Genomic DNA, 24,747 nt, shown 5'->3' with positions numbered 1-24,747 from the left:
CTTGTCGTCCGGCCGCGGCCCGAGCCGGCAGCGGCTACAGGAGGGTGCAAGCATGAAGAGTATTTTGCCGGTGCTAGTGGCGTTGGTGGCATTGGGAATCGCGGGGCAAAGCTCGGCGTTCTCCTTTGGCGGTTCCGAGGATGCAGTGCTGATCGCGCCGCCGACGCTGGATGAAAATAATTCGGCCCGCAGCGAAACAGCAGTGTTTGCCGGCGGTTGCTTCTGGGGCGTCCAAGGCGTGTTCGCGCATGTGAAGGGCGTGCAGCGGGCGGTATCCGGGTATGCCGGAGGTGCGGCGAACACGGCGCAGTACGAGCGAGTCAGTGATGGCGACACCGGCCATGCCGAGTCTGTGCAGGTGACCTTCGACCCGGCTCAGGTCAGCTATGGCAGCCTGTTGCAGATCTATTTTTCGGTGGCTCACAACCCCACCGAACTCAACCGCCAGGGCCCGGACAGCGGCACTCAGTATCGTTCGGCGCTGTTCTTGCAGAGTGCCGAGCAGCAGCGGGTGGCCCAGGCCTATATCGCTCAGCTCGATGCCGCTCGGGTGTTCGATAAACCCATTGTCACGCGCCTGGAAAGTGGCAAGGCGTTTTACCCGGCGGAGGATTATCACCAGGATTTTCTCACCGAGCATCCTTCTTATCCCTACATTGTGATCAACGATCTGCCCAAGGTCGCGCACCTCAAACAGCTGTTTCCAGAGCGTTATCAGCAACAACCGATCCTGGTCAAAACGGGGCATTAAGGGTTTGGAAAAAACGCTCGAAACAGCGGTTTGAATATGGCGTAATCTCGCGCCTGGCTGTTGAGTCGTCCACCGTCCCTGGGGCATGAAATGCAAAGGATGCTGTGCAGTGTTTTGAGTCTGGTAATGGTTTCCTCGTTGCTGGGCGGTTGTACCGCGACGCCGGCCAAGGTCAGGCCGGTGGTCACGGGCCCCCAGGTATATGGCTACCCCCTCAATCAGCAACTGAGCGACGAACAGATCCGTCGCCTGACCGACTCCGGGAAGGGCTTTGTCGGCTCCCTCAAGCTGTATCAGCAGGTCTTGCCTGACGGCAGTCAGTTCGGGTTCTACGTGGACTCCGACTATTGGCTGGAGGCGTTGACCAGGACCAGCCGAGGGTTCGACACCGAGAGCGAATGCGTGGCTGCCCAGCAGGCGGACGAAACGCAGCTCAAGACCCTGATCGATGACTTCAATGTTCAGCAGGCGCGTCCTGCGGGGGCGCCGCGTGAAGTGGGGGATGTCTACGTCAGTCGGGCACTGGACGCTTGCCAGCGTATCGGTGGGCAAGGGCCGGAGGCCGAGGCCTTGCGCTATACCCTCTGGGCGACGATGCAGACCGCAACCCTGGAGCCCGGGCCAGGTTCGCCACGCAAGGTCGAGACTCCCCATTCTTTGGCCGGGGACGTGGTGGTGATCGTGGTGGCTGGTGCCGTGCTGGCGGTTGTGGTGGTAGCGGCTGTGGCCATGGGGGGATGGGCAGGTCCCTGCGTTAATTTGACGTCGCACAAGGAAGGCGAAGGTCAATGCGAGAAGGACCGCGAGAAGGAGCGCCTGCAAAGAGGCTACTGATGGCGGCTGTTCAATAGCGCCATTTGCGCACCAGGTCCTCGCCATAGCGCTGGCTGATCAGCGCTTCGACGCTGTCATCGTCGTCGTAGACCTCGCCCAGCGTCAGCAGTATCAGCGCATCCAGGTACTCCTCGGCGGACTCGAAGAAGCGCGTCAGCGCTGCACCGGTGTCGTGGTCGAAGTAGTAGACCACGCCGGTTTCCCGTTCAAAGCAGAACATATTGCCGTTGCCCAGGTAATCGCCGAAAGCGATCAACCGTTGAGCCAACCCCAAGTCCAGATCGATCTCGGGGATATCGACGATGCCGGGGTAGGCCTCCAGCAGTGGCTGGATCGCGATGTGCCCAGGCTCGACGCTGCAGAGGATTTCCGCCAGGGACAGCACCCCGAGTTGCCGGTGGTAGTCGCGCAGTGACGGCGGCAATCGGCAGCCCAGGCGTTGCTCCAGTGCTTGCAGGGTTTCCTCGTCGGCGGGCGTCAATTGCGGCTCATTGATGTGACCTTCCCACAGGGCGCCATAGGCACCGATCACCGCCAGGTACCAGCTCAGCCGTGCGGCCTGATCGGGCAGGATCGGCCAGGCCAGGGGCGGGCAGCCAGCGGGTGGCCATTGCTCGGAAGTGGTTTGATCGGTCATGGAGCGTCCTTGCGGCGATGGTTGAACGGGGAGGGGCTTTATCCGTCGCCAGAGCGCGGGGGTCAACAGCGCCAGCAGAGAATTTTCTGCGCTGTTTCAGGCTGTTTGCCAGTGACTTGCCCCAGCGTTTGTTGAAAAAAAGCCTGGCGCCGGTCCTGGTACTGGAACTTCCGCCGGTTATTGCGGACAAAATTCACCAAGGTACTGCCCGTCGAGTGATTGCTTTGCAAGCGTCTTAACAGGCACCAGCAGCCGGCTTTCGGGAGCCTGGACGCCGCTGCCGGCGGGTATCCACACCTCGGTAATGGTTTTTTCAGCGGGAGGTTTCTTGCTATCGTGACCTCCCCCTCTTTCACGGACGAATATCGAGACAGCCCATGGCGAACTCCACCCCGTCACGCCTCGGCAAGATCCTCCAGGGTCTGCTGTTCACCCTGATCGGCATCGGCCTGCTGGTCATTGCGGTCAATCTCACCCTCGACCGTCGCGAGTTCCTCGCCAGCGCCCAGACTGCCGACGGTATCGTCAGCGATTTGAACGCTGGCGGTTCGCACCCCGAGATCGCCTTCACCAGCAACAGCGGTGAAAAGATTTCCTACCCTCAGGGCGGTTTTATCTTCGGTTACCAGAAGGACCAGTCGGTGCGGGTGTATTACCTGCCCCAGCAGCCGGCCAATAGCGCCATCATCGACGACCCTGCCGCGCTCTGGGCCACCCCGGGAGTCTTGGGTTTCCTCGGCCTGATTTTCGCTATTGCCGGTCTGCTGGGAATCCTCAGCCAGCGCGGCGGGCGCACCATGCAACGATCAAAAGGACTTTGACCCCATGAGCCTGAGCATCCCGATTCCGGTCAATGAAAGTAAATGGCTGTACCAGACCGCCAGCGGCGGCGGCCTGACCGTGGCCCTGGTGGCCGGCAGCGGTGGTTCGATCATCCTGCGCTCGCCCCAGGGCAAGGACGTCAGCTATCGCTATGGCGGTCTCGGCCTGGCCGTGGGGTTTGGTGCCCGCCTGCCGCGTTTTGGCAAGGTCAATATCCAGGTCAAGGGCAAGGGTGTGGCCGGCACCGGTGCTGCGGAAGCCTTCCCGAGCACCGGCAAAGTGTTTGTCAGCGACGCCCTGGCCAGCGGTGACCTGACCGATGACGATATCACCGGGCCGTGCATGTACACCGAGGTCGGTGCCGGACTGGTGGTCGGCGGCTCGGCCACGGCGTTGCTGTTCGGCCTCGATCCCAAGTTGCTGGCGTTGTCGATGGCCATGAACTCCAATCCGGCGACCTCGCTCATTGCCGCGTCCACGGTCAACCAGAAGTTGCTGCGCTCAGCCAAGGGCGCGGTGGTCATGGCCGGCATGAATGCCGGTGTACAGGCCGGTGGTGGCGCGGGGATCTACATGGGCTATCTGTTCTAGTGACGCCCGCTGGTGGGCCTGCACTCACAGGCCCGCCAGGCACTCTTGAAGCAGATCCAATCCCTCCTCGAATACTGCAGGTTCCGTGGTCAAGGGTGCCAGCAGGCGGATGATGTGCCGTGACTTGCCGCTGGGCATCAGCAGCAACCCGGCCTCCCGTGCACTGCTCAGCAGTGTGCTCAAATGCTCCGGTGCCGGTTCGCCCCGGTCATTCACCAACTCGATGCCGCGCATGGCGCCGACTCCGGTTAAACGTCCCAGGTACGGGCTGAGCCCACTGGCTTTCCAGTGCTCATAGCGCCCGACAATCGCCTGTTCCTGACGCTCGCCCCAGAGTTGCAGGTGTTCGTCGGTCATTTCCTCCAGGGTGGCGAGGGCTGCAGAGCAGGCGATCGGGTTGCCTGAATAGGTGCCGCCCAAGCCTCCCTTGGGCAGCACGTCGAGGAGTGCCTTGCGCCCCACCACCGCGCCTAGCGGCAGCCCGCCGCCAATGCTCTTGCCCAGCAGAATCAGGTCCGGCTCGATGCCCAGCCGGGAGAAGGCAAAACGTTGCCCGGTGCGGCCAAAGCCGGACTGGATCTCGTCGGCGATCAGCAAGATCCCATGGCTGTCGCAGAACGACCGCAAGGCTCTGGCGAACTGGGCATCCAGGGCCAGGAAACCGCCTTCGCCCTGCACCGGTTCGAGGATGAAACAGGCCACTTCCTCGACATCGATCTCCACGCTGAACAAGCGTTGCATGGCCTTCAGCGCTTCCTCAGCGCTGACCCCATTGTCCGCACTGGGGTAGGGCAGGTGGTACACCGGACCCGGCAGCACACCCACCTTCTGCTTGTAGGGGGCGACCTTGCCGTTGAGGTTGAGGGTGGCCAGGGTGCGGCCGTGAAAGCCGCCGTCGAAGGCGATGACTGCCGTGCGCCCGGTGGCCCCGCGGACGATTTTCAGCGCGTTCTCGGCCGCTTCGGCGCCGCTGTTGGTGAGCATGCCGCTGACCGGATAAGTCACCGGGATAAAGTCCGCCAGGCGCTGCATGAACTCGATGTAGGGGCCGTGGGGTGCAGCGTTGAAGGCGTAGTGGGTGAGTTGGGTGGCCTGCTGCTGGATGGCCGCGACAATGCGTGGATGGCAGTGTCCGAGGTTGAGCACGCCGATGCCGCCGACAAAGTCGATGTAGCGCTTGCCCTCGCTGTCCCAGACCTCGGCGTTGCGGCCGTGGCTGAGGCAGATCGGGTGGACGGTGGAAATCGAACGGCTAATGCTGTCGTGGCTCATGGGGGCGGGCTCTGTCTGCCGGAAACGAGCCCTATCTAAGCCAGCCTCGGGCGCCCGGGACAAACGAAATAAAGTCGCCGGGTCAGTATGAAAATTCCCGATGTGCCATCAGCGCCGACTTAGTGGTCTTGCACCTGTTGCGCTTTGCGTCGGTTGCGCCAATGACGGACCAGGGCCGCGATGGCTACCAGGGTCACCACCGCCAGGAAGATCGGCAGGCGATAGGGTTTCAGGTCGCCCAGGAAGTGCTGCAGCGCTTCACCGGCCCAGTAGCCGGCGCTGACGAACAGGGTGGCCCAGACCGCCGCGCCCAGCACGTTGAGCAAGGCGAAGCGCCACGGTGCCAGGCCACTGGCGCCGATCACCATCGGGCCGACCAGGCGCATGCCGTAGAGAAAGCGTACGGCGAACACCGAGGTCGAGGGATAGCGTTCGATCAGCCCCTTGACCCGGTCGATGGCCGCCTGGTGTCGCTTGAGTTTGGGCAGCAGGCGGGCACCGGAGTAGCGTCCGGTCCAGAACAGCAGTTGATCGCCGAGGATCCCGCCGAGGGTGGCCCAGCCCACCACCTGCAGCCATTGCAGGGTGCCCTGGTGCGCGGCCATGCCGCCGAGGATCAACACCGTTTCGCCCTCCAGCAGGCAACCGATGAAGATCACCCAATAGCCGTAGGCGGCGATCAGGGCGTTGAGGTCGAGGTGTTCAAGCATGGGCAGGGCCTTCTGGACTGGGCGCGAAAGCAAGCAGCGCGACAATGATGCGACAAAGAACTCTGATTCCATCCGCAGGCACAAGTGCCCAGGATATTCGTCGGGGGCTAGAACCATGGAGCGAGGTCATGTCATCAGGACCCAGCGTAGACAATGGGTCAGTTTGCCCGCTTCGGCAGCATTGCAGGAGGGGGTGACGGAAGTCGAGGTGCTCGTTATCGGTCGGCCCCGGGTCATGGTCGCGGCAGGGGAGCGCTGGGACAGTTGGTTTGATGAGGAGCCCGCAAGCGAGGAGTTCATCGGTGAGCGGGATCAGCTTTCGACGGCATCGGCCTTTACGCGATTGGCAGACTTCGACGAGGGATAACGTATCTCGACCTTGGCACCGATATGCATCAGTGCGTCTTGCCAGACCTTGAACTGTTGCGGCCAGGCTTCGATCACTTTGAATGGGCCGCCGGTCACTAATTCCTTGGCGACTGACGGGCTGATGGCCATGGCTTGGCGGATCAAGGCAAAAACCTTGGCAGGGGCAGGGCCGACCTCGGTGATCCAAAGTGCCGGATCACTGTTGGCGAGGGGCTCGTAACCCGCGAAGCGGCCATATTGCCTGGTCAGCAACGTCATGGCGTCGGCGTAGCTCAGTGCGGCCAGCGCTTGGGCGCTGGCCAAGTGTTCATTGCAGAACCATGGATAACCATGAGGATGCCCTGCGCTGCCTTGAGCCAGGGGGCGATAGTCAGCGAATTGCACCAGGTCTCCACCACCTCCGGTATGGAAGTGCTCGGAGCAAAAATCGTTGTGGCAGAGGTCGCAAATCGGTGGCTTCATCGGTTGATCACTTCCTGCGTATTTGAACGCTTGGTCTCATTGCGCCGAAGTCACACAGTCTGCCCCAGCACCCACGCCCAGAACATCCCCGCGCCATACAACCCCAGCCCGAACACCGAATGTGCGATCAGGCTGCGCAGCCGGGCCAGGTTCGGCTTGGGCATCTTGCTTGCCGCGACCCCAGCGCCCATGCAGGGTTGCATGATGAGAAACGGTGCGCACACCGTGAGTACTCCGACCACCAGCGCCGGTGCCAGCGTTGGCTGCGACGCCCACTCCAGGCCGTAGACCCGTAGCAGCGCGGCGGCGAAGGCAATGCCGATCAGGTAATGAGCCAGCCAGCCCAGGGCGCGTTCACCCGGTACCGCAGCGGCCAGGGCGATGTTCTGATGCACGAACTGCCCTCGAGGAAAGTGGCCGATCCAGCGTCCGACCATGGCCCAGTTGGCTGCGGGAATTTTCAGTACTCGCTGTTGAAACACGGCCCAGAGATCGAGGATGACTGTCGCGCCGACACCGATCGGCAGCGCCTGTAAAATCAACGCCATGAGTTCATGCATAAAGACTCCTTGAAGCACGATGCACAGTGGTTCAGCCCAGGGCTCTCGTGTGTTAAGATTTCATTCAATTTAATGATTGAATGATCAGTAAAGCAGCAGGAGCTGTCAATGAGCGATTCGAATTTTCTTCAACAGCCCCTGGCCGATATGGCCGAGTTGGCGCGGATTCTCGGGCACCACCACCGCTTGATCCTGCTGCAGCACATCGCTGGCGGCGAGCAGCCGGTGGAACGCCTGGTGGAAGCCTCGGGCCTTTCGGTGGCCAACACTTCCCAGCACCTGCAACAGCTGCGTCGGGGTGGTTTGGTGCAGACCCGGCGTGATGGCAAGCGCGTGCTCTACAGCCTGAGTCAGGGGCCGGTTACCGCGTTGCTTGGCGCCCTGCGCCAATACGTCGACTACAACCACGGGCAGATCCGTGAACTGCTGGCCGACAGCGTTCAGCAGCCGGCGCGGTTGGAAGGCATTTCCCGGCAAGAGCTGCGCCAACGCCTGCAGGAAGGCGGCATGACCCTGCTGGACGTGCGCCCACCGGAAGAGTTCGCTCAAGGGCATTTGCCGGGGGCGATCAACATCCCGCTGGAAGAGCTGGAACAGCGTCTTGCCGAACTGCCGGTGGACCAGGAGTTGGTAGCCTACTGCCGTGGCCCGTATTGCGTGTTGTCACAGAATGCCGCGGCGTTGCTGCGTGCCAAGGGCTTCAAGGTGCGCCGCCTGGACGATGGTTTTATCGACTGGCAGGCTGCGGGGCTGGGCGTGGAAAGCACCGAGTAAAAGCGTCGCAGAGCAGGCCATACAGGACATTGCCTACAGGGCCATGATCCATATCAACGGGCTTTTCAGAAAAATCCGCTACAAGGGAAACAGGCTCGAACTCACAAGGTATCGAGCCCCGGGCCGGCACCGTGACGGCCTGAGACAACCAATAAAAACCTTTGTGGATATCGGCCGAGGGGACCACCCCAGGCGGATTTTAAAGGAATAACCTGATGGCTTTATCTCTGTCACGCCTGTGCCTGCTGGGCGCCGCGCTGCTCTGCGTATACCCTGCCCAAGGCAGCGAGCCGACCCCGGCAGCCGCTGTTTCCACCCCTGATTCCGACCTGATCCAGCGTGGCCAGTACGTGGCCCAACTCGGCGACTGCATCGCCTGCCACACCGCCAAGGGCGGGGCGACCATGGCCGGCGGCCTGGAGTTGAAGACGCCCATGGGCACTATCTATTCCAGCAACATTACCCCGGACCGTGACACCGGTATTGGCAGCTACAGCTTCGAACAATTCGACCGCGCCATGCGCGAAGGCGTGACCCCGGATGGCAGCCATCTGTATCCGGCTATGCCGTATCCGTCCTACGCCAAGATGAGCGAAGAGGACATGCGGGCGCTCTATGCCTACCTGTTGCACGGCGTGGAAGCGGTGGCCCAGGGCAACCTGGAGGCCGACATGGGCTTCCCTTTCAACCAGCGCTGGGGCCTGTGGTTCTGGAACCTGGTATTCGTCGATAACCAGCCGTTCAAGGCCGATCCAGGCAAGGACGAGCAGCTCAACCGCGGCGCCTATCTGGTCCAGGGCCTGGGCCACTGTGGTTCCTGCCATACCCCGCGGGGCATTGCCTTCCAGGAGAAGGCCATGAGCGACACCGGGTCCGGCGGCCAGCACTACCTGGCCGGCGAGACGGTGGAAGAGTGGCGGGCCCTGAGCCTGCGCAACCTGTGGACCGTGGAAGACACGGTGCAGTTGCTCAAGACCGGGCAGAACCGCTTTGCCACGGTGTCCGGCAACATGGCTGATGTGATCCATCACAGTACCCAGCATTTCACCGATGCAGACCTGACGGCCATTGCCGCTTACTTGAAGTCGCTGCCGGCGGGCAAGGACGACCTGCCAATGCCTGCGGTGGTACTGACCCCGGCGGCTGCGCCAAGCAACCTGTTCACTTCCCGCGGCGGCCTGGGCTACGCGCAGTTCTGCTCCGACTGCCATCGCCAGGACGGCGCCGGCGTACCGCAGATGTTCCCATCCCTGGCGGGTAACCCCAGCATCGCCTCGGCCAATCCGACGTCCTTGCTGCACATCACCCTGACTGGTTGGCAGACCGCCCAGACCGCTGCTCACCCACGGGTTTACACCATGCCCGGGTTCGCCCAACTGGCGGATAGCGAGATCGCCGAGATCCTCAGTTTCGTGCGCAGCAGCTGGGGCAACAACGGCTCGGCCATCAGCGCTGACCAGGTGAAAAAGATGCGCGCACAGCTGAGCCCGCAAGTGGAAAACACCCTGTTCGAAACTCCGCGCCTGGCCAACCTGCTGGCGGCGCCGAACGCCGAGCAAGTGGTGCGCGGCATGCGCTTGCACCTGGAAACCAAGGCCCTGCTGCCGGACAACGTTGGCAACTCGCTGAACTGCACCAGTTGCCACCTCAACGCCGGCACCGTGGCCGACGGTTCACCCTTTGTCGGCGTCTCGGCATTCTTCCCCGGCTACGCGCCGCGGGCGGGCAAGACCATCACCCTGGAGGAGCGCATCAACGGCTGCTTCCGTCGCTCCATGCACGGCAAGCCGCTGCCGGTGAACGGTGCCGACATGCAAGCGATGGTCGCCTACTTCGAGTGGATGAAAATGAACACCCGCCCCGAAGACAAGGTGGCCGGCCGCGGCGTGGGCAAGATCGACCCGTCGCTCAAGCCCGATGCCGAGAACGGTAAACAGGTGTACGCCAAGCAATGCGCGGTGTGCCACGGGGCTGACGGCGAGGGCCTGAAACGTGCCGACGGTAGCCTGATCTTCCCGCCACTGTGGGGCGATCAATCGTTCAACATCGGCGCCGGCATGGCCCGCACCAACACCGCTGCGGCCTTCGTCAAACGCAACATGCCGATTGGTTTCCACGAGAAATTCCCCCTGGGCCAGGGCGGTCTTTCGGACCAGGAAGCATTGGACGTGGCTGAGTACTTCTCTCATCAGCCGCGCCCGGACTTCCCGGACAAGATCAAGGACTGGCCTAACGGCGGCCGCCCGGCGGACGCACGCTACTGATCACTGCAACAGCGGCTACCCAGTAGTCGCTGTTGCAAGGTCGCTCAAGCCTCGGCTTTCTTCGCCTGCTCTAGTGCTGTCTTGAGATGCGGTACGGCGTACTGGGAATACCAGTGCCGCATGCCGCTGATGGCCTGCTTGGCAGGCGCTGTTTCCCTGGCGCCGATCAGCTCGGCGCAGGCCTGGGCCATGGCCACCAGCGCCCGCGCGGATTCGGGTACATAAGGCAGGGACGTACCCTGGTCGTGACGCTCCTGGATGATCCGGTAGCGCAGGTTTTCCGGCAGGGTCCAGGCACTGATCAGAAACTCATGCACCGAATAGTCCCGCCCGTCGATCGGCACTTTGGCCGAACGATATTCCTCGCAGTAGCCGGCGGCTTCGATCTGTTCGCAGCTGTCGATTACCGTGTTCATCATGTCGCGGATTTGCTGCCAGTCAGTGCTCATCATTCTTCCTTGTGGGCTGGGTGATAACACGGATAAAAAACCTGCAGGCGTTCTGTTGCACCGATGTAAGATTGCCATCATTTCCCGCCGGGCATTCGCTGTCAGTCCATCAAGGATGAATCATGAGGCTTCCTTCGATTCTTTTGCTGAGCCTGTCCCTGGGCCTCAGTGGTTGCAGTTACCGGGTGCCGGACGATGCTGGCGAAACCGCGCTGATCCGCATCGTCGCCAAAGGCTCGGTGCATGGCGTGCCCTACAGTGACTGCGTCGACTCGAGCAAGCCGGGCTCGGGGCTGATGGTCCGGCCCCATCGCGGCATTGCCCACCCCAACTTCCGCAACCTGGGCATTCCGATGACGGCCGAGACCGACCGCGTGCGCCGCCAGGAAGGCTTTGGCGCCAACGAACTGAAGATCCCGGCCAACCGCCCGTTCGCCTTCTTGTACTCCAACAGGGAAGAGGGAATGAGTCGGGACTACCTCGCCGTGTGCAAGCAGAAAGTGACCTTCGTCCCCGAGGCCGGTGCGACCTATCAGATGGAGTTTTTCCAGGATCAGATGTGCACCGCATTGCTGCGCAAGATCGATGAACATGGAGCAAAGCTGCCGGAGCCGGTAGCGCTGCACTCTACCGATTTCTGCAACGCCAATGCGCGACATTACGGGCAGTAGTGCTGGCAGGTTTGCTCCCAGAGATAAGCGCCGCGAAAGCGAATCCAGTAGCCGGCGGCTTCGATCAGCGTGTTCATCATGTTGCGGATCTGTTGCCACCCGATAGGCATCATTGCTCCTTGCGCGCGGGCTAAAAGGGCTGGAGAAAAATCTCCGGACGTCCAGTTTGCCTGCTGTAAGATTGCCATCCTTTGCCCCGTCCCCCCCCTTTGCAGTCGATCCATCAAGGATGAATCATGAGGTTTCACTCGCTTTTGTTGCTAGGCCTGTCCCTGGGGCTTGGTGGCTGTACCTATGTCTCGACACTCAAGGCCACTGCCGTGAGCTACCGCGGGCCGGCCGCGGCCGCAGATACCGCGCTTATTCGTATCGTTGCACAGGGGTTGGTGCGTGGTGTGCCCGATAGCGATTGCGTCGACTGGCGCAAACCGGGCTCGGGCCTGATGGTCAAGCCCCATCGTGGCCGCCCCAACCCGAACTTTCGCAACCTGGGCATTCCGATGACGGCCGAGACCGATCGCATGCGTCGCCAGGAGGGTTTTGGCGCCAACGAACTGAGGCTTCCGGCCAATCGCCCGTTCGCTTTCCAGTTCTACAATACCGAGCCGGGTATGAGCCGGGACTTCCGCGCCGTGTGTGAGCAAAGCGTGACCTTCGTCCCCGAGGCCGGCGCAACCTATCAGATGGTCTTTCTCCAGGACGGCATGTGCACCGCGATGTTGCGCAAGATCGATGCCCAGGGCCGGATGCTGCCGGAGCCGGTGGGCCTCAAACCCAGCGACTACTGTTCTGCCGATGCCCGATTGAACGACTCCAGGTAAGGCGCTCAGTGGCGGTAGTGCTGGCAGATCTCTTTCCAGATATAGGCGCCACGAAAGCGGATCCAGCGGATAAACAGGTCGTCGCGAAATGCCTGTACGCGGCTGTTGCGGCGCCGCTCCAGGCTGTTTTCGATGGCCTCCAGCAACCACTCGCGCTGAAAGCCCTGCCAGATCTCCGGGATCACCGACATCAGGTTGACGTAGCATACCGGCGCTACCTCGTAGTACAGGATGCGTTCCACCTCGGCGCGATCGTAAGCCTCGGTTTCCCGGGCGATGTAGGGGTAATCCACCTCGTTATCTATAAAAGCGTCTGACAGCACGTAGCGAATGTCGGCCCGTTGTTCCGGGGTGATTTGAGCTGACATGACACTTTCCTTCCTGCTCTCAATGTCCATTGAAATAGATGGCTCCCTGTCCTGGTTTCGTGCTCGCCGGGCCGGTGAGTTTCGCGGCTGCCTATAGATCAAGCGCAACCAGCAGAACCGCAAACAGCACATACAGCAGGGCCATCGAAGCCAGCAGCGTGCGCGAGATTATGCCTTTGCGGAAAGCGAAGAACAGGGTGCTCACACCCAGCAAGGTAATGACTGCCGCCAACACCAGGGATTTATCCAGCAACCACGGGGTGAAGAACAGGCAAAACGCGGTGGGCACAGTGGCCTGGATCATCATGGCGCCGCTGATGTTGGCCAGTGCCAGGCGATATTTGCCCTGGCGCACCCAGATAATGGCATTCAGAGTCTCAGGCAGTTCGGTGGCAATCGGGCTGAGCAGCAGCGCCAGCAATTGCGGATGGATACCCAGCATCGGGCCCAGGGCATCGAGTTGCCCGACGAAGACGTGCGAGGCGGCAAAGATGACCAGCAAGGCGGTCAGTGTTTGCAACACCGCCGCTGAGGTCGACGGTGTCGCTTGGCGAGGCGATAGCTTCAGGGGTTCGATGTCCTGCTCTTCGTCGTCGTGCTCGGCACGCATTTCCTTGCAGAAATACGCCACATAGGCTGCCAGAAAGACGATCCCCAGCCAGGGCTTGTAGGCAAACACCACCAGGCCCAGGGCAATCTTCACCACGAAAATGGTAATGAACCAGCCTTGGTCGCGGCTGAGTCGCTTGAAGTCCTGGCGGATGGCGTCGGTATCCGCCAAGCGCTTGCGCGACAGCAGCAGCGTCACGCCCACTACCGCATAGGCGATGGTCACCAGGACCAGCGGGCCCCCCAGCGCCGCACCGATACCTAGCGACTTCTGAGCCTCGGTGCCACCGAACACCACGGCAATAAAGGTGATGACGCTTTCAGGCAGGGCAGTTCCGAAGGCCGCGAGGATGGAACCCGTGGCCTGCTGGCCAACGGCAAGCTTGCGCCCGACCCATTCCACACCGTTGACGAAGTATTCGCAGGCCAGATAGATAACGACGGCGGAGCCCAGAAGCAACGCAAGGGTGATGGGCATTGAATGCATGAGGAAACCTGGGGACGGACACAAGAGCCAATGGTTCGGACACCCGTGTCCGACCCAGGACAGGTGTCTTCACCAATGGTCTTGCCAAGTCGCACGACCGGTCACGCCATGGCTTGCCAGCCAAGTATGTTGACGTGACCCCCTTCAGCAAACGAAGGCGGCTACTCCCCAAGGGAGGCGCGATCCTAGTGGCGCAGAACCGGTGCGTCAACCGCTATGGTTGTGCAACTGATGAGATGCCCAGGTGAAGGATTTTCATTCGTACTGCCCTGCTGTTTATTGCGCGGCCATGCCGCTTTGAAACGGTGCCGTGTGGGCGAAAAAAGCTGAAAAATGGAGGTTTTTTCGCTTTTTTCCGGTCCTTCAGGGGAGCGTTTCTGGAGTAGTAGAGGATTAATCTGGCGCAATCATCCGCGTCGGCGCGGTGCCATCGGCATTGTGCTGATAGATCGCTGTGGGCTGCCCCTGCTCATTGAAAAACACTTGGCCAATCCCCGATGAGTTCCACAGCCGCTCCCCGGCCTCTGCATGTTCGGGTACATGGGGAATCACCTTCATCAGCCGGCGCTTGGTGAACCAGTTCAAGGGCGAACGCGGTGAATAGAGCCAGCGATTGAGGCGGTCGAACCACTCCAGCAGGGCGGCGGGGAATTGGTTCTTGATGCCGCTGCTGGTGATCTGCCAGATCCGCGGGCCGCCTTTGCGATGACGGATCAGGACTTCGTAGACGAAGGAGTAGTGCACATCGCCGGAGAGAATCACGTAGCTGCCCGGGGTCCGCGAGTGGCGGAAAATATTCAGGATCACCTGGGCCGAGCCACGGTGGGCCATCCAGTTTTCCGCGTCCACCAGCAGCGGGTAGCCGCACCAACTGAAGACTTTCTGCACCGTCTCGATCAGCTTGACGCCGAAGATCGGCGCCGGGGACACGATGATTGCCGAGGGGTGGTCCAGCAGTTCATGTTGCAATTCGCTCAGGGCTTCCCAGTCCAGCAGGCCCGAGGGTTGGGCCAGGTTGAACTCACTGCGCCAGCGTCGGGTGCGGGTGTCCAGTACGACCAGTGCGGGGCTGCTGGGCAGCACGTACTGCCAGTGCTGGAAGCGCAGCAACTGGTCGATCAATTCATCCTGGTCGGCGCAGTTCAGCTCTTGCCCGTTGTGTGCCGTGGCGCTCAAGGCGCGGGTTTGCTCCAGTAGCGGGCCGAAGGCATCCGGGTTGTTGCCCCAGCCCTGGCACAGCAGGTAGGCCAGCAAGGCGTTGCCGATGATGCGCTTGGAGAAGGAATGGCCGTAGGCGGTTTCTTCCCACTGGGCGCTGAGGTTCCAGTCATCGGTGATGTCGTGGTCGTCGAAGATCATCAGCGTCGAGAGATGGGCGAAGACTCGCGCCACGCCGTCCAGGTCGCTGACGAAAGCGTCGATGGGCTGTTGTTCCTTGGCGTAGCGCGCCTGCTGCTCCGGCGTCAGTTGTGGTGGCTGCGGTGCGATCAAGGTCCATGGCACGGGCGACCAGACCAGCAGGTACATGGCCAGCACTTCGGCGAAGGTCACCAAGTGGTTGTCGGCGTTGCTGCTGGTGAAGATCGGCTTTTTCACTCCGCCGAAAAATCGCTCGCGCAGGGTTTCGTTGCTCTTCAATGCCGGGAGCAATTCGGCGCGCTGGTAGTAGCTGGCACGATGGCGATAGAGCGCGGCGCTGTCGCCCACCACCGCGCCTTCCAGATGCTCGTCGAACAGACCCAGACGCTCGATCAAGGCATGAATCGCCCGCAGCATGGGGCCGGCCACATCGTCGGCATACACCTGGTCGCCGCTCATCATCAGTAATGCCGGCCGCTGCTGGGGCTCTGGCGTTTGCGCCAGCAGGCGGTCGACACAGAGCAAGCCGTCGCTGGAGGGGTGATGGGGCTTGCGGCAGGAGCCGTGGAGCAGGTTGTCGATGCGGCTGTGGAGCACGAACTCCGGGCGTTGCTTGCCGCTGTAGAGCAGATGTGGCGCCCAGTCGGCGATGGCGCAAGCACCGTCCTCGGCCTCACTGATCAGCAGGTCATAGGCAATCGCCACGTCCTGGGGCAAGGGGGCGTCCAGGGGCACATCGATCAAGTGGATAAACGCCTGGCGCCCCACCGGGATGACCTGGCATTGCCGGCTGTCGAGTGCGATGTCCTGTGTCGGGCTGCCGCTGGCTTGCAGGAGCAAGGTCAGCGACAACGGCCGCGAACCCACCAGCCACAGCACCAGCCGCGTCGGCTCCAGGCGCCGTAGCAACGGGCCGGCGAGAACAGAGGGCAGATTGGGCGTGGTCAGGGGCATGTGCAGCGGTGTCTCTCTGGGTCTACAGGGGGCGGAATAGTAGCGCAACCGATGTTGAAGAAACGTCGACCACGAGCGTTGATCCAGCGCTTTTGTATCGGATTGTTTACTGGAAACCTGCGCTATCCGCGAGATACCGAGCCCTGGTTATCCACCGCGTCCTGCGGGAGCTGCACGAACCTCCGCTCGATAGACACCTGGGTTTTGCTCGCACAATTGCTGGCGACTGATAGAAGCTTGAGGGTTACAGGCTTTCTGAAGACCTGATCGGCTCGGAAGGGTGCCTGTCTGGATGCGGTATTTTTGGCAGTGCAGGTTCAGGGGCCGTCATGGTCGCTGCGCTATCGGTTGAGGTGTCGTGGGAGCTGGAAACAGGAAGCGTAGGCAGAAGCAAAACGGTGAAGAAAAATGCGACGAACCCTGCGATGGCCCCCAGCAAGTTAGCGACGACCAGGTTCAGGGCGCCGCGTTTTTTGACCACGATCATCCAGATGGCGGCCCAGATAGAGAAGCTGAAGATGAAGAAAAAAAGGGCGAGCATGGAGGGTGTCTTTTCCGAAGGACATTGGGGCTTGGCACCTTAGCAAAATCGGTAGGTACTCCCAAGGTTATGGGGAGTGCAAAGAGCCCTGCATGAATAAAAAGCCCCGATCCAATTGGATCGAGGCTCCTGTTTCTAAAACGCAATGCTGCTTGAAGCTGCTACAGCATCAACTCATGCCACTTCAGTCTTTGCTGGCTCACTGAGCAACTGTCGTTGTTGCTCCGGCCGCGCAGCTTCAAACGTCTCGGCCTGGGCGCTGGTCCACATGCGTTGGTAGAACTCGCTGGTGCAGCGGCCGTTGAGCAGTTCACCGGATTTGAGGAAAACGTGGGTTTGTGAATACAAGCGTACTTCGGTGTCGCTCACGCGGCGTACCAGGTGTTCGGCATTCAGTTGCCAAGGGTGTTGCAGGCCGGCGGCGGCGATCATTTCGGAGAGGGCGATCAGGGTGTTGCGGTGGAAGCTGTAGACCCGTGCGGCCTTGTCCGGCACCACCAGCGCCTGTTGGCGCAGCGGGTCCTGGGTGGCGACGCCGGTGGGGCATTTGTTGGTATGGCAGGACTGTGACTGGATACAGCCGACGGCGAACATGAAGCCCCGCGCCGAGTTGGCCCAGTCGGCGCCCAGCGCCAATACGGCGGCAATGTCGAAGGCGCTGATGATCTTGCCGCTGGCCCCGAGGCGAATCTTGTCCCGCAGGTTCAGGCCCACCAGGGTGTTGTGGATAAACAGCAAGCCTTCGCGCAGCGGCATGCCGATGTTGTCGCTGAACTCGCGGGGCGCGGCGCCGGTGCCGCCTTCGCTGCCGTCGATCACGATGAAGTCGGGGAGAATCCCGGTTTTCAGCATGGCCTTGGCGATGGCCATGAATTCCCAGGGCTGGCCCAGGCACAGTTTGAACCCTACGGGCTTGCCGTCGGACAACTCCCGCAACCGGGCGATAAAGCGCAGCAGCTCCAAGGGTGTGGAGAACTCGCTGTGGCGGGCAGGGGACACGCAATCCTGGTCCATGGATACGCCACGGGTGCTGGCGATTTCAGCGGTGACTTTATGCTTGGGCAGAATCCCGCCATGGCCGGGCTTGGCACCCTGGCTGAGCTTGATTTCGATCATTCGCACCTGCGGGCTCTTGGCCTGGGTAGCGAAACGCTGGGGATCAAAACGTCCCAGTTGGTCACGGCAGCCGAAGTAGCCGCTGCCCAGTTCCCAGATCAGGTCGCCGGCGTGCTCGCGGTGGTAGGGGCTGATGCTGCCTTCGCCAGTGTCGTGGGCGAAACCGCCGAGCTTGGCGCCTTTGTTCAGGGCGCGGATGGCATTGGCGCTGAGGGCGCCGAAGCTCATCGCCGAGATGTTGAAGATCGAGGCGCTGTAGGGTTGGGTGCACTGCGGGCCGCCGACGGTGATGCGGAATTCGACCGGGTCGCGCGGTTCGGCGGGGGTCATCGAGTGGCCGATAAATTCGGAACCGACCTGATACACGTCACGTAGGGTACCAAAGGCTTGCTCCGCGCTTTGGTTCTTGGCGCGGGCGTATACCAGGGAACGCTGGTTACGGGAGAAGGGCAGTTGGTCATCATCGGCTTCCAGCAGGTATTGGCGCAGCTCCGGGCGCACCCGTTCCACCAGGTAGCGGATATTGCCGATCACCGGATAGTTGCGCCGTACTGAATGTCGGGTCTGGCGCAGGTCATACAGGCCCAGCAGGCTTAGCGCGGCGGCCACCAGGGTCACTGGCCACCAGCCGGGAAAACTCGAGGCGAGCAGCAGGCCGCCGAGGGTCAAGACAATGCACAGCGTGAAGCACGAGTATCGGCTCAATAACGACAGTTTCATGCAGGGTTTCCTTATCGCGGGGTGGCCTTCGCGGGGGCGGCGCAGGGCTGTTGCCGCGCGCACGTAGGCGTCAGGCCGGAAGTGCTTTCAGGGCGTCGTAGCGGGCTTGCAGCTCCTGACGCTGCAGGCGTCGTTGCTGGGCCTTGGCATGCCGGCGCTTTTCCAGCGGGGTTTCCGGAGTCAACGGGCGCACAGGCACCGGCAGGCCGTCTTCATCTACCGCGACCATGGTGAAGTAGCAGCTGTTGGTGTGGCGCACGCTGCGTTCGTGGATGTTCTCGGTCATCACTTTGAGCCCGACTTCCATGGAGCTGCGCCCGGTGTAGTTGACCGAGGCGAGGAAGGTCACCAGCTCGCCGATGCGGATCGGCTCGCGAAACATCACCTGGTCCACCGAGAGGGTCACCACGTAGCGCCCGGCATAGCGTTTGGCGCAAGCAAAGGCCACCTCGTCGAGCATCTTCAGCAGGGCTCCGCCATGTACGTTGCCGGAGAAGTTGGCCTTGTCCGGGGTCATGAGCACGCTCATGGTCAATTGATAGCTGCCTGGTTCCATGGTGTTCCTCGTGCTATCAGTCGAGCGTTGTTGACGGCCTGTCGGCCTCTTGGGCGAGCAGGATGGGAGAGGTTGCGATGCTTCTAGCGATCCCTCACGATGCCGCAGGAAAGGCTCTAGCCTGAGACTTTGCGTCAGTGTCCAGGACCGTGGCGGTGAGTCTAACAATCGGCTTTTTCGTTAGCTAGCTAACGATTTGTGAGAGTGTTTCTCCGCTTTGGTAACAATGCGACAGAATGTCTCAGCTAGGATTCGGCAATGCTGCAACGCCGCGACTGGCGAGCAGCGCCTATGAGATTTCCCGCCGGGTCAGGTTTTGACCGGTGCGTATAAATGCTCGAGTACCGGCTACGGTAGTTGCCGAGTCGTCATGAGTCTTGGGGTGTGGTTGATGAATGAGTACCTGCATAACGTGGCAATCGGCCTGGTGGCAGTCCTGCCAGTGGCCAATCCGCTGACCAGTATTTCGTTGTTGCTGGGGCTGGGTTCCAGCCTTTCGGTCGCCGAGCGCAACCGACAGATTTTCAAGGCCAGTGTGTATGTCGCGCTGATCATGCTGGTGAGCTTCTACGGCGGCAGCCTGGTGATGAAGGTGTTCGGCATCTCCATTCCCGGGTTGCGTATCGCCGGCGGGCTGATCGTCACCTATCTGGGTTTCACCATGTTGTTCCCGAAAAACAACGTCGATGAAACCGCCTTGCAGCATGATTTGCTGTCGGATCAGGACAAGGTCCTGCCGAACTACCGCGACCTGTCCTTCGTGCCCTTGGCCCTGCCGGGGACCGCAGGGCCGGGCACCATCGCGCTGATTGTCAGCTCGGCCTCGACCCTGCAATCGACCTATGGCGAAATTCCCTGGGTGATCCATGGCGCGGTGGTCACGGTTACTCTACTGACGGCGTTGATCTTCTGGGTGGCCCTGCGCTGCTCGGGGCAGATCATGAAGGTGCTCGGTGAGTCGGGTATCGACGCGATCTCCCGGGTCGTGGGCTTTCTGCTGGTGGGGATGGGCGTGCAGTTCGTCATCAATGGCGGCATGGAACTGGTGACCGGGCACGTGGCTGTGCAGGCACTGGGGGCCGGCTGAACGACCGGGCAGACAACCGAGTGCCCGCCCTGATCATTTTCTGAATCAGGGGGCTAATCGCTGAAGTGGGAGCAGCCACACGACCGAAGTGAGGTGTGTTCGGCGAGCAAGGTGCAGCGAGGAGCCAGGCATGACCTGGACTGCACCTTTGACGAACGCCTGTCAGCTGGCTTTTGGCAATGGTTCTTCGTGGCTCTGCACCAGCGCCTGTGGCTCTCCCTGCTCGATCACCCAGCGCATCAGGTCCGTCACGCTCACTCGATGCTTGCGCTCTACCCAGTGCCGGCCTTCGGGGCTGTAGCGTTCGGTGTAGCGGCTGAGGATCAGGTGTTGTTGATCAATGGACAATTGCAGGCTGACTTCGCGGCAGTGCAGTGCGTTATCGCCGTGCTTGGCGACGCGTTGCAGCAGGATCAGCGCAGGATGTTCAGAAGTCATCACGGGTGGAGCCCTCGCAGTGGTCTTTGACAGGTTCGGTGGCGCCCAGCCGGCCTTCACGGACGAAGGCGGCGCGGTGTTCAGCAATGACGCTGCGCATCGCGCCGTAGTAGTCGGGCAGTTGTTGCAAGCTATCGGTGAGTGGCAGCAGGGCCGCGCGGCCGTCGATGGTGCCGCCGACCAGGGCCACGGTGCTCAAGGTGCGCACGGTGTCGCTGTTGCTGCCGAACGGGTCGACGACCAGATTCAGGACCTTGCCCACCGAGTCGCGGCTGTTGCCGTTGCCCAGCAGTGGCAGTTCGACAATGGGGCCGGCGCCGATGCCCCAGACACCAAAGGTCTGGCCGAAGTCGGCGCTGTGGCGCGGGATGCCGACCGGGTCGGAAACGTTGATCAGCCCCAGCACACCGACCGTGGTGTTGAGGGCGAAGCGTCCGAGGGTGTTGACCGAGCGCTGCGGGTTGCCTTGCAGCAGATCGTTGATGAAGACCTTGGGCTCGCCGAAGTTGCTCGCAAAGTTGTGCACGCCGTGCTGCATCAAGTCTGGCAGGTGGCGATAGCCGCGAGCCACCGGCGCCAGGGCGTAGTCGTCCACGGCGCGGTTGAAGGCGAATATGCTGCGGTTGAAGGATTGCGCCGGGTCGTACACCGTCTCGCTGACCGGAGTGCAGAGGCTGGCTCCGCTGGGTGCAGGGCTGCTGCAGCCGGCCAGGTAGGCAGCGCTTAGCAGTAGGGCAGTGTGGCGGACAAGGGCGGCGCGACGGTTAAGGGTGGGCATGAATGGCGGAGCTCCAAGGGGGAGAACCGATGCTGGCATGCGAACCTTGCGCAAAAATTTCCTCTTTATTGCGCGGCTGAAGGTTTGTTGCGGTGTTGAAATATATGACGAGACGCGCCGAATGGTTTTGAATGAGCTTTCTTTACCCGCTTAAGTGATGCCTCCGGTGAGCAGTCTTTTGATCGTGGACGACGACGTTGAAGTCCTCGCGCTGCTGAAGAAATTTTTTGTCCAGCAGGGCTATCAGGTGGCTGTGGCCACCGATGGCGTTTCGCTGTGGGCGGCACTGGAGCGTGAAGCGCCGGACCTGATCATTCTCGACCTGATGCTTCCTGGCGAAAACGGCCTGACCCTGTGCCAGCGCCTGCGTCAGCAATACGCTACGCCGGTGATCATGCTCACCGCCATGGGTGAGCTGAGCGACCGGGTGGTGGGCCTGGAGATGGGCGCCGACGATTACCTGAGCAAGCCTTTCGACGCTCGCGAGTTGCTGGCGCGAGTACGGGCGGTGTTGCGTCGAGCCGGGGAAAGTCGGCCGCTGACGGGTGAATTGCCACGGCCATTGATCAGGTTCGCGGACTGGCAGCTGGACCTGACGCGCCGCGAACTGCGCTCGCCGGACCAGGTGATGATTCCGCTGTCGGCGGGGGAATTCGACCTGCTGCTGGTGTTTGTCGAGCATCCGCAGCGCATCCTCACCCGCGAGCAGTTGCTGGACCTGGCCCGAGGGCAGGCCCATGACGCCTTTGATCGCAGCATCGACGTGCAGGTCAGTCGCTTGCGGCGCAAGCTGGAGTTCGACACCAAGCGCCCGGCGATGATTCGCACCGTACGCAACGGCGGCTACCTGTTCACCCCAAGCGTGACCCGCCAGTGAAGCTGATCAAGCCGTTGTGGCGCTACCGCCTGCGAGACACCGTGGCGCGCTGGATCGCCCTGACCATCATCATGGCCATGCTCACTGCCTTGGCGTTCAATGCGCTGTTTGTACAATTGGCCGGGGTCTGGGCTTATCCACCGCTGGCCGAAACCGGGTTGCTGGAAAAGTCGGCGTCCATCGTCCACATGATCGAGGCTTCGGAGCCGAGCCAGCGTTCGCGGTTGGCTGCGGCGGTCAGCGATGAGCATCTCAGCCTCACCTGGCGCCCGACGCGACAAGGTTTTGATCTACCCGTCCTGGAGGACGCTGAATACCGTAGAGGCTCGGAGAAGTTTCGCGCCTTGCTGCATCCGCCGGAGCGGCATATCGAGGGTTATCAGCCCAGCGATTGGCCGGGTACAGAGGGGCGTTATGCCTTGCTGGTGCAGTTGAGCGATCAGTCCTGGCTGATGTTTTCCTCGGCGTCCCGCAGTTGGGGGTTGGAGGAGGGCACACGCAACCTGATCGTGATTGTCCTGGTGTTGATCTCCACCGGGCTGGTGGCGCTGATCGCCACCCGGCGCCTGGCCAAGCCGTTGCAGCAGTTCGCTCAGGGCGCTCGGCGCTTTGCCGTGGACTTTCGGGCGCCGCCCATCGAGCCGGTGGGCCCCCATGAGATCCGTCAGGCGATCCTCGCCTTCAATGCCATGCAGGCGCAGTTGCAGCATTTCATCAAGGACCGCACGCAGATGTTGGCGGCCATTTCCCATGACTTGCGCACGCCCCTGACCCGTATGCGTTTGCGTGGCGAGTTCATCGAGGACGCCGATCAGCAGCAGCGGCTGTTCCGCGATGTCGACGAGATGCAGGCAATGATCAACTCGGCGCTGGAGTTCTTTCGCGACGATGCGCGGCTGGAGCAGGCGACCCAGTTCGATCTGGCGGAGTTGCTGCAGACTTTGGTGGATGATTATCGTGATCAGTCCCAGGAAATTGCCTTCAGCGGCCCGTCGCGGCTGGTGTATTGCGGCCGGCCCCTGGGGCTCAAGCGGGTGATGACCAACCTGCTGGATAACGCGATCAAGTACGGCAGCGAGCCGGTGCTTCTCTTGGCGCAGGGCGAGGATCGGCTATGGGTGCGGGTGCTGGATCGTGGGCCGGGAATTCCACCAGAGGCGCTGGAGCAGGTGTTCATGCCGTTTTTCCGTCTGGAGACCTCGCGCAACAAGAGCACCGGCGGTGTGGGCCTGGGGTTGTCGTCGGCCAGGGCGATCGTGCGTGAGCATGGCGGCGAGTTGTGCCTGTTCAACCGTGAGGGTGGTGGGTTGGAGGCGCGGGTGGAGTTGCCGGTTTAGCGGTGCCGGTGACAGGCCGCCAATCTGAGCAGTATCCGAGTTTGTTCGTGGGTGTCATCCGGGCGATGCTTGGAAGGGTGTTTTCAGGTTGAACAAGGATCGTGTCATGTACAAGGCCGTGAGCATAACAACGGGAATTTTGTTAGTCAGTGGCTGTGCAGTTGTTGGGGTAATGGAGAGTTCCGATCCCCGGCAGAAGCAGGCCAATGCCGAGGCGATGCTGGAGCAGAACCGACCTCGGGCGGCCGAGTTGCTGATTGAACAATCGTTGCAGCTGTGCCGTCGCTCAGGTCAGGCGTTGTGCTTCGCTGATGGATACCGGGCTTATGGCCGGTTCTTGATGTCCTCCACCTTGGATGGGCAGTGGAAAACCGACTTTGAGCAGAATGGCTTTCGTGAGCCGCAGGTGAGTTACGCCAATCGTTATGACAAGGCTCTGGAGTACTTCCAGCGCTCAAGGGCGCTGTATGTTCAGGAGGGCCGTTTCGATGGCGCCAGCAACGTCAGCCTGCAACGCGGATTTATCTACGAGATGCAGGCCGACACGAGTTCGGCCTGTAATGCCTATGACCAGAGTCAGCAGGATCAAGCACAGAACCAGAGCCTCAAGCCACAGGCCAAGGTTACTTTGCCTGAACGCTATGAATCATTTGCCCAGTACATCGATCAGCAGAAACGCCGTGCAGGATGTGCGCCCGAAGGGTAGCCAGGCCTGCTGCCAAAGCCCTGCCCAGCAGGGCTTTCACTTGCCTAGGACCAGTCGAAGCAGAACAGCACCAGCCCTTCCACCGGTTCGTAGAACATCACGATCAGGTCGGCGCCAGTGATGCCATAGTGGCAGGCGGGTACGCTGAGGGCGTGCTGGAAGCGTCGGCCCGCTGGGCTCAGGGGCCAGACGTCGATGTCGCGGCTGTCGTCATTGGCCTCGACAACGTCCATGGGGAACTCCACGGTTTCCACCCAGTTGCCGTAGCCCTCGGCCACGCCGCCCTGCTCATCGATGAAGCTCAGGCGCCGCTCTGCATCTTCCGGCCAGCTCAGGTAGCCGCGCTCCTGATAGAGCTGGCGCGCGGCCTGGTAAGCGGCGTGCTCCTTGGCGTAATGGCGTTGCAGGGTGGCGCGCAGATCGCGTTGTGGCTCGGGCAGTTGGGCATTGTCCGGGTGCAGGAAGAAATAACGCGGGTCGCCGCACAGGCGGTAGCGACCGTCCTCAAGCTTCAGGCCGATCCAGTTGGTCTTCAGCAGCTCGGTGTCGAAGCCGTAGTTTTCCGTCAGTTCGCCCACCAGCCCTTCACAAGGCTCGATGGGGCTCAACAGGTGCAGGCGGCCGGACCATTCTGGGTTGATCAGGCTGGCGTCGATGGACAACAGCGGCAGCAGGTGTTCGGCCAGTTCCTGTTGGTCTGCGACGAACAGGTCCTTGGCATCGGGGAAGGCGACGGCACCGGCAGGCAGTTGAGTGAATTCCGGGGTAGCGATGGTAGGCATGCAGCGGGTCCTTGGACGATGGAGAAAAGATCAGCAGCGGGACGC

General features: G+C 61.6%; 28 protein-coding genes and 1 riboswitch. Of the genes, 12 read left to right on the top strand and 16 right to left on the bottom strand.

The features are described 5' to 3' along the window. Positions 1 to 52 precede the first annotated feature (52 nt). Positions 53 to 751 carry a peptide-methionine (S)-S-oxide reductase MsrA gene (gene msrA / locus GV819_RS14195; protein WP_161756682.1) on the top strand — a complete coding sequence of 233 codons (699 nt, stop codon included), beginning with the start codon at positions 53 to 55 and terminating at the stop codon, positions 749 to 751. 126 nt (positions 752 to 877) lie between these two features. Beyond that, a complete protein-coding gene (locus GV819_RS14190) occupies positions 878 to 1,585 on the top strand; it encodes a hypothetical protein (protein ID WP_161756681.1) in 708 nt (235 codons plus the stop codon). A gap of 10 nt (positions 1,586 to 1,595) precedes the next feature. Here the strand turns inward: GV819_RS14190 and GV819_RS14185 are convergent, their stop codons facing one another. Beyond that, on the bottom strand, positions 1,596 to 2,222 hold the full coding sequence (locus tag GV819_RS14185; RefSeq protein WP_161756680.1) for an SMI1/KNR4 family protein: 627 nt from the start codon (positions 2,220 to 2,222) through the stop codon (positions 1,596 to 1,598). A gap of 377 nt (positions 2,223 to 2,599) precedes the next feature. Between GV819_RS14185 and GV819_RS14180 the strand changes: the two genes are divergently transcribed. Beyond that, complete coding sequence (locus GV819_RS14180) at positions 2,600 to 3,043, top strand: DUF3592 domain-containing protein (protein ID WP_161756679.1); 444 nt, start codon at positions 2,600 to 2,602, stop codon at positions 3,041 to 3,043. Between the two features lie 4 nt (positions 3,044 to 3,047). Further along, complete coding sequence (locus GV819_RS14175; RefSeq protein WP_161756678.1) at positions 3,048 to 3,635, top strand: hypothetical protein; 588 nt, start codon at positions 3,048 to 3,050, stop codon at positions 3,633 to 3,635. Between the two features lie 24 nt (positions 3,636 to 3,659). On the opposite strand, the gene GV819_RS14170 is transcribed toward GV819_RS14175, so the two are convergent. The 4 genes from GV819_RS14170 to GV819_RS14155 all read right to left on the bottom strand — a co-directional run bounded on the left by GV819_RS14170 (position 3,660) and on the right by GV819_RS14155 (position 7,008). Further along, positions 3,660 to 4,907: a 2-aminoadipate transaminase gene (locus GV819_RS14170; protein ID WP_161756677.1), complete on the bottom strand. Its 1,248-nt coding sequence runs from the start codon at positions 4,905 to 4,907 to the stop codon at positions 3,660 to 3,662. Between the two features lie 119 nt (positions 4,908 to 5,026). Continuing rightward, complete coding sequence (locus GV819_RS14165) at positions 5,027 to 5,617, bottom strand: DedA family protein (RefSeq protein ID WP_161756676.1); 591 nt, start codon at positions 5,615 to 5,617, stop codon at positions 5,027 to 5,029. A gap of 312 nt (positions 5,618 to 5,929) precedes the next feature. After that, complete coding sequence (locus GV819_RS14160) at positions 5,930 to 6,448, bottom strand: hypothetical protein (protein WP_161756675.1); 519 nt, start codon at positions 6,446 to 6,448, stop codon at positions 5,930 to 5,932. 50 nt (positions 6,449 to 6,498) lie between these two features. Continuing rightward, positions 6,499 to 7,008 (bottom strand): DUF2938 domain-containing protein, encoded by a 510-nt coding sequence (locus GV819_RS14155; RefSeq protein WP_161756674.1) that lies wholly within the window; start codon positions 7,006 to 7,008, stop codon positions 6,499 to 6,501. 108 nt (positions 7,009 to 7,116) lie between these two features. Between GV819_RS14155 and GV819_RS14150 the strand changes: the two genes are divergently transcribed. Both GV819_RS14150 and GV819_RS14145 read left to right on the top strand, forming a co-directional pair. Next, positions 7,117 to 7,782 (top strand): ArsR/SmtB family transcription factor, encoded by a 666-nt coding sequence (locus GV819_RS14150; protein WP_161756673.1) that lies wholly within the window; start codon positions 7,117 to 7,119, stop codon positions 7,780 to 7,782. Positions 7,783 to 7,997: 215 nt separating this feature from the next. After that, entirely contained in the window at positions 7,998 to 10,046 is a 2,049-nt protein-coding gene (locus GV819_RS14145) for a c-type cytochrome (RefSeq protein ID WP_161756672.1), read from the top strand. Positions 10,047 to 10,090: 44 nt separating this feature from the next. Here the strand turns inward: GV819_RS14145 and GV819_RS14140 are convergent, their stop codons facing one another. Further along, the gene (locus tag GV819_RS14140; protein ID WP_161756671.1) at positions 10,091 to 10,495 is read right to left on the bottom strand and encodes a hypothetical protein; all 405 of its coding nucleotides are present in this window, start codon (positions 10,493 to 10,495) and stop codon (positions 10,091 to 10,093) included. A gap of 122 nt (positions 10,496 to 10,617) precedes the next feature. On the opposite strand from GV819_RS14140, the gene GV819_RS14135 reads away from it, so the two are divergent. After that, positions 10,618 to 11,166, top strand: coding sequence for a hypothetical protein (locus GV819_RS14135; protein ID WP_161756670.1), 549 nt, complete (start codon positions 10,618 to 10,620; stop codon positions 11,164 to 11,166). Here GV819_RS14135 and GV819_RS33195 read toward each other — a convergent pair. Then, the gene (locus GV819_RS33195) at positions 11,154 to 11,276 is read right to left on the bottom strand and encodes a hypothetical protein (protein WP_256667497.1); all 123 of its coding nucleotides are present in this window, start codon (positions 11,274 to 11,276) and stop codon (positions 11,154 to 11,156) included. The two genes, GV819_RS14135 and GV819_RS33195, sit on opposite strands and share 13 nt — an antisense overlap. Before the next feature lie 126 nt (positions 11,277 to 11,402). On the opposite strand from GV819_RS33195, the gene GV819_RS14130 reads away from it, so the two are divergent. Further along, complete coding sequence (locus GV819_RS14130; RefSeq protein WP_161756669.1) at positions 11,403 to 11,987, top strand: hypothetical protein; 585 nt, start codon at positions 11,403 to 11,405, stop codon at positions 11,985 to 11,987. Between the two features lie 5 nt (positions 11,988 to 11,992). Here the strand turns inward: GV819_RS14130 and GV819_RS14125 are convergent, their stop codons facing one another. The 6 genes from GV819_RS14125 to GV819_RS14100 form a co-directional block, all read right to left on the bottom strand. Next, the gene (locus tag GV819_RS14125; RefSeq protein WP_178125999.1) at positions 11,993 to 12,355 is read right to left on the bottom strand and encodes a DUF7079 family protein; all 363 of its coding nucleotides are present in this window, start codon (positions 12,353 to 12,355) and stop codon (positions 11,993 to 11,995) included. A 91-nt stretch (positions 12,356 to 12,446) separates the two neighbouring features. Beyond that, entirely contained in the window at positions 12,447 to 13,451 is a 1,005-nt protein-coding gene (locus GV819_RS14120; RefSeq protein ID WP_178125017.1) for a sodium:calcium antiporter, read from the bottom strand. Further along, positions 13,437 to 13,629: riboswitch (yybP-ykoY riboswitch) on the bottom strand. Its footprint overlaps the gene before it by 15 nt. Positions 13,630 to 13,844: 215 nt before the next feature. Next, the gene (locus tag GV819_RS14115; RefSeq protein WP_161756667.1) at positions 13,845 to 15,764 is read right to left on the bottom strand and encodes an alkaline phosphatase D family protein; all 1,920 of its coding nucleotides are present in this window, start codon (positions 15,762 to 15,764) and stop codon (positions 13,845 to 13,847) included. Positions 15,765 to 16,008: 244 nt separating this feature from the next. Beyond that, complete coding sequence (locus tag GV819_RS14110) at positions 16,009 to 16,305, bottom strand: hypothetical protein (protein ID WP_161756666.1); 297 nt, start codon at positions 16,303 to 16,305, stop codon at positions 16,009 to 16,011. A gap of 174 nt (positions 16,306 to 16,479) precedes the next feature. Beyond that, positions 16,480 to 18,141 carry an FMN-binding glutamate synthase family protein gene (locus GV819_RS14105; protein ID WP_161756665.1) on the bottom strand — a complete coding sequence of 554 codons (1,662 nt, stop codon included), beginning with the start codon at positions 18,139 to 18,141 and terminating at the stop codon, positions 16,480 to 16,482. A gap of 70 nt (positions 18,142 to 18,211) precedes the next feature. Further along, positions 18,212 to 18,697, bottom strand: coding sequence for an acyl-CoA thioesterase (locus tag GV819_RS14100; RefSeq protein WP_161756664.1), 486 nt, complete (start codon positions 18,695 to 18,697; stop codon positions 18,212 to 18,214). 391 nt (positions 18,698 to 19,088) lie between these two features. Between GV819_RS14100 and GV819_RS14095 the strand changes: the two genes are divergently transcribed. Beyond that, on the top strand, positions 19,089 to 19,784 hold the full coding sequence (locus GV819_RS14095; protein ID WP_161756663.1) for a MarC family NAAT transporter: 696 nt from the start codon (positions 19,089 to 19,091) through the stop codon (positions 19,782 to 19,784). A 162-nt stretch (positions 19,785 to 19,946) separates the two neighbouring features. Here GV819_RS14095 and GV819_RS14090 read toward each other — a convergent pair whose 3' ends face one another. Both GV819_RS14090 and GV819_RS14085 read right to left on the bottom strand, forming a co-directional pair. Next, positions 19,947 to 20,225 carry a hypothetical protein gene (locus GV819_RS14090; RefSeq protein ID WP_161756662.1) on the bottom strand — a complete coding sequence of 93 codons (279 nt, stop codon included), beginning with the start codon at positions 20,223 to 20,225 and terminating at the stop codon, positions 19,947 to 19,949. Then, on the bottom strand, positions 20,212 to 21,000 hold the full coding sequence (locus tag GV819_RS14085) for an MlaA family lipoprotein (protein ID WP_161756661.1): 789 nt from the start codon (positions 20,998 to 21,000) through the stop codon (positions 20,212 to 20,214). The genes GV819_RS14090 and GV819_RS14085 overlap by 14 nt, the downstream gene beginning before the upstream one ends. Positions 21,001 to 21,166: 166 nt before the next feature. On the opposite strand from GV819_RS14085, the gene GV819_RS14080 reads away from it, so the two are divergent. From GV819_RS14080 to GV819_RS14070, 3 genes are all read left to right on the top strand, one after another. Further along, positions 21,167 to 21,877, top strand: coding sequence for a response regulator (locus GV819_RS14080; RefSeq protein WP_161756660.1), 711 nt, complete (start codon positions 21,167 to 21,169; stop codon positions 21,875 to 21,877). Continuing rightward, positions 21,874 to 23,214: an ATP-binding protein gene (locus GV819_RS14075; RefSeq protein ID WP_161756659.1), complete on the top strand. Its 1,341-nt coding sequence runs from the start codon at positions 21,874 to 21,876 to the stop codon at positions 23,212 to 23,214. The genes GV819_RS14080 and GV819_RS14075 overlap by 4 nt, the downstream gene beginning before the upstream one ends. Before the next feature lie 106 nt (positions 23,215 to 23,320). Beyond that, positions 23,321 to 23,920 carry a hypothetical protein gene (locus GV819_RS14070; RefSeq protein WP_161756658.1) on the top strand — a complete coding sequence of 200 codons (600 nt, stop codon included), beginning with the start codon at positions 23,321 to 23,323 and terminating at the stop codon, positions 23,918 to 23,920. A 44-nt stretch (positions 23,921 to 23,964) separates the two neighbouring features. Here the strand turns inward: GV819_RS14070 and GV819_RS14065 are convergent, their stop codons facing one another. Then, positions 23,965 to 24,702 (bottom strand): hypothetical protein, encoded by a 738-nt coding sequence (locus tag GV819_RS14065; protein WP_161756657.1) that lies wholly within the window; start codon positions 24,700 to 24,702, stop codon positions 23,965 to 23,967. Positions 24,703 to 24,747: the final 45 nt, after the last annotated feature.

Source organism: Pseudomonas sp. Fl5BN2 (assembly GCF_009908205.1).
Classification (GTDB): Bacteria; Pseudomonadota; Gammaproteobacteria; order Pseudomonadales; family Pseudomonadaceae; genus Aquipseudomonas.
The sequence above is the reverse complement of the archived record's forward strand: the minus strand, read 5'-3'. Positions and strand labels throughout refer to the sequence as shown.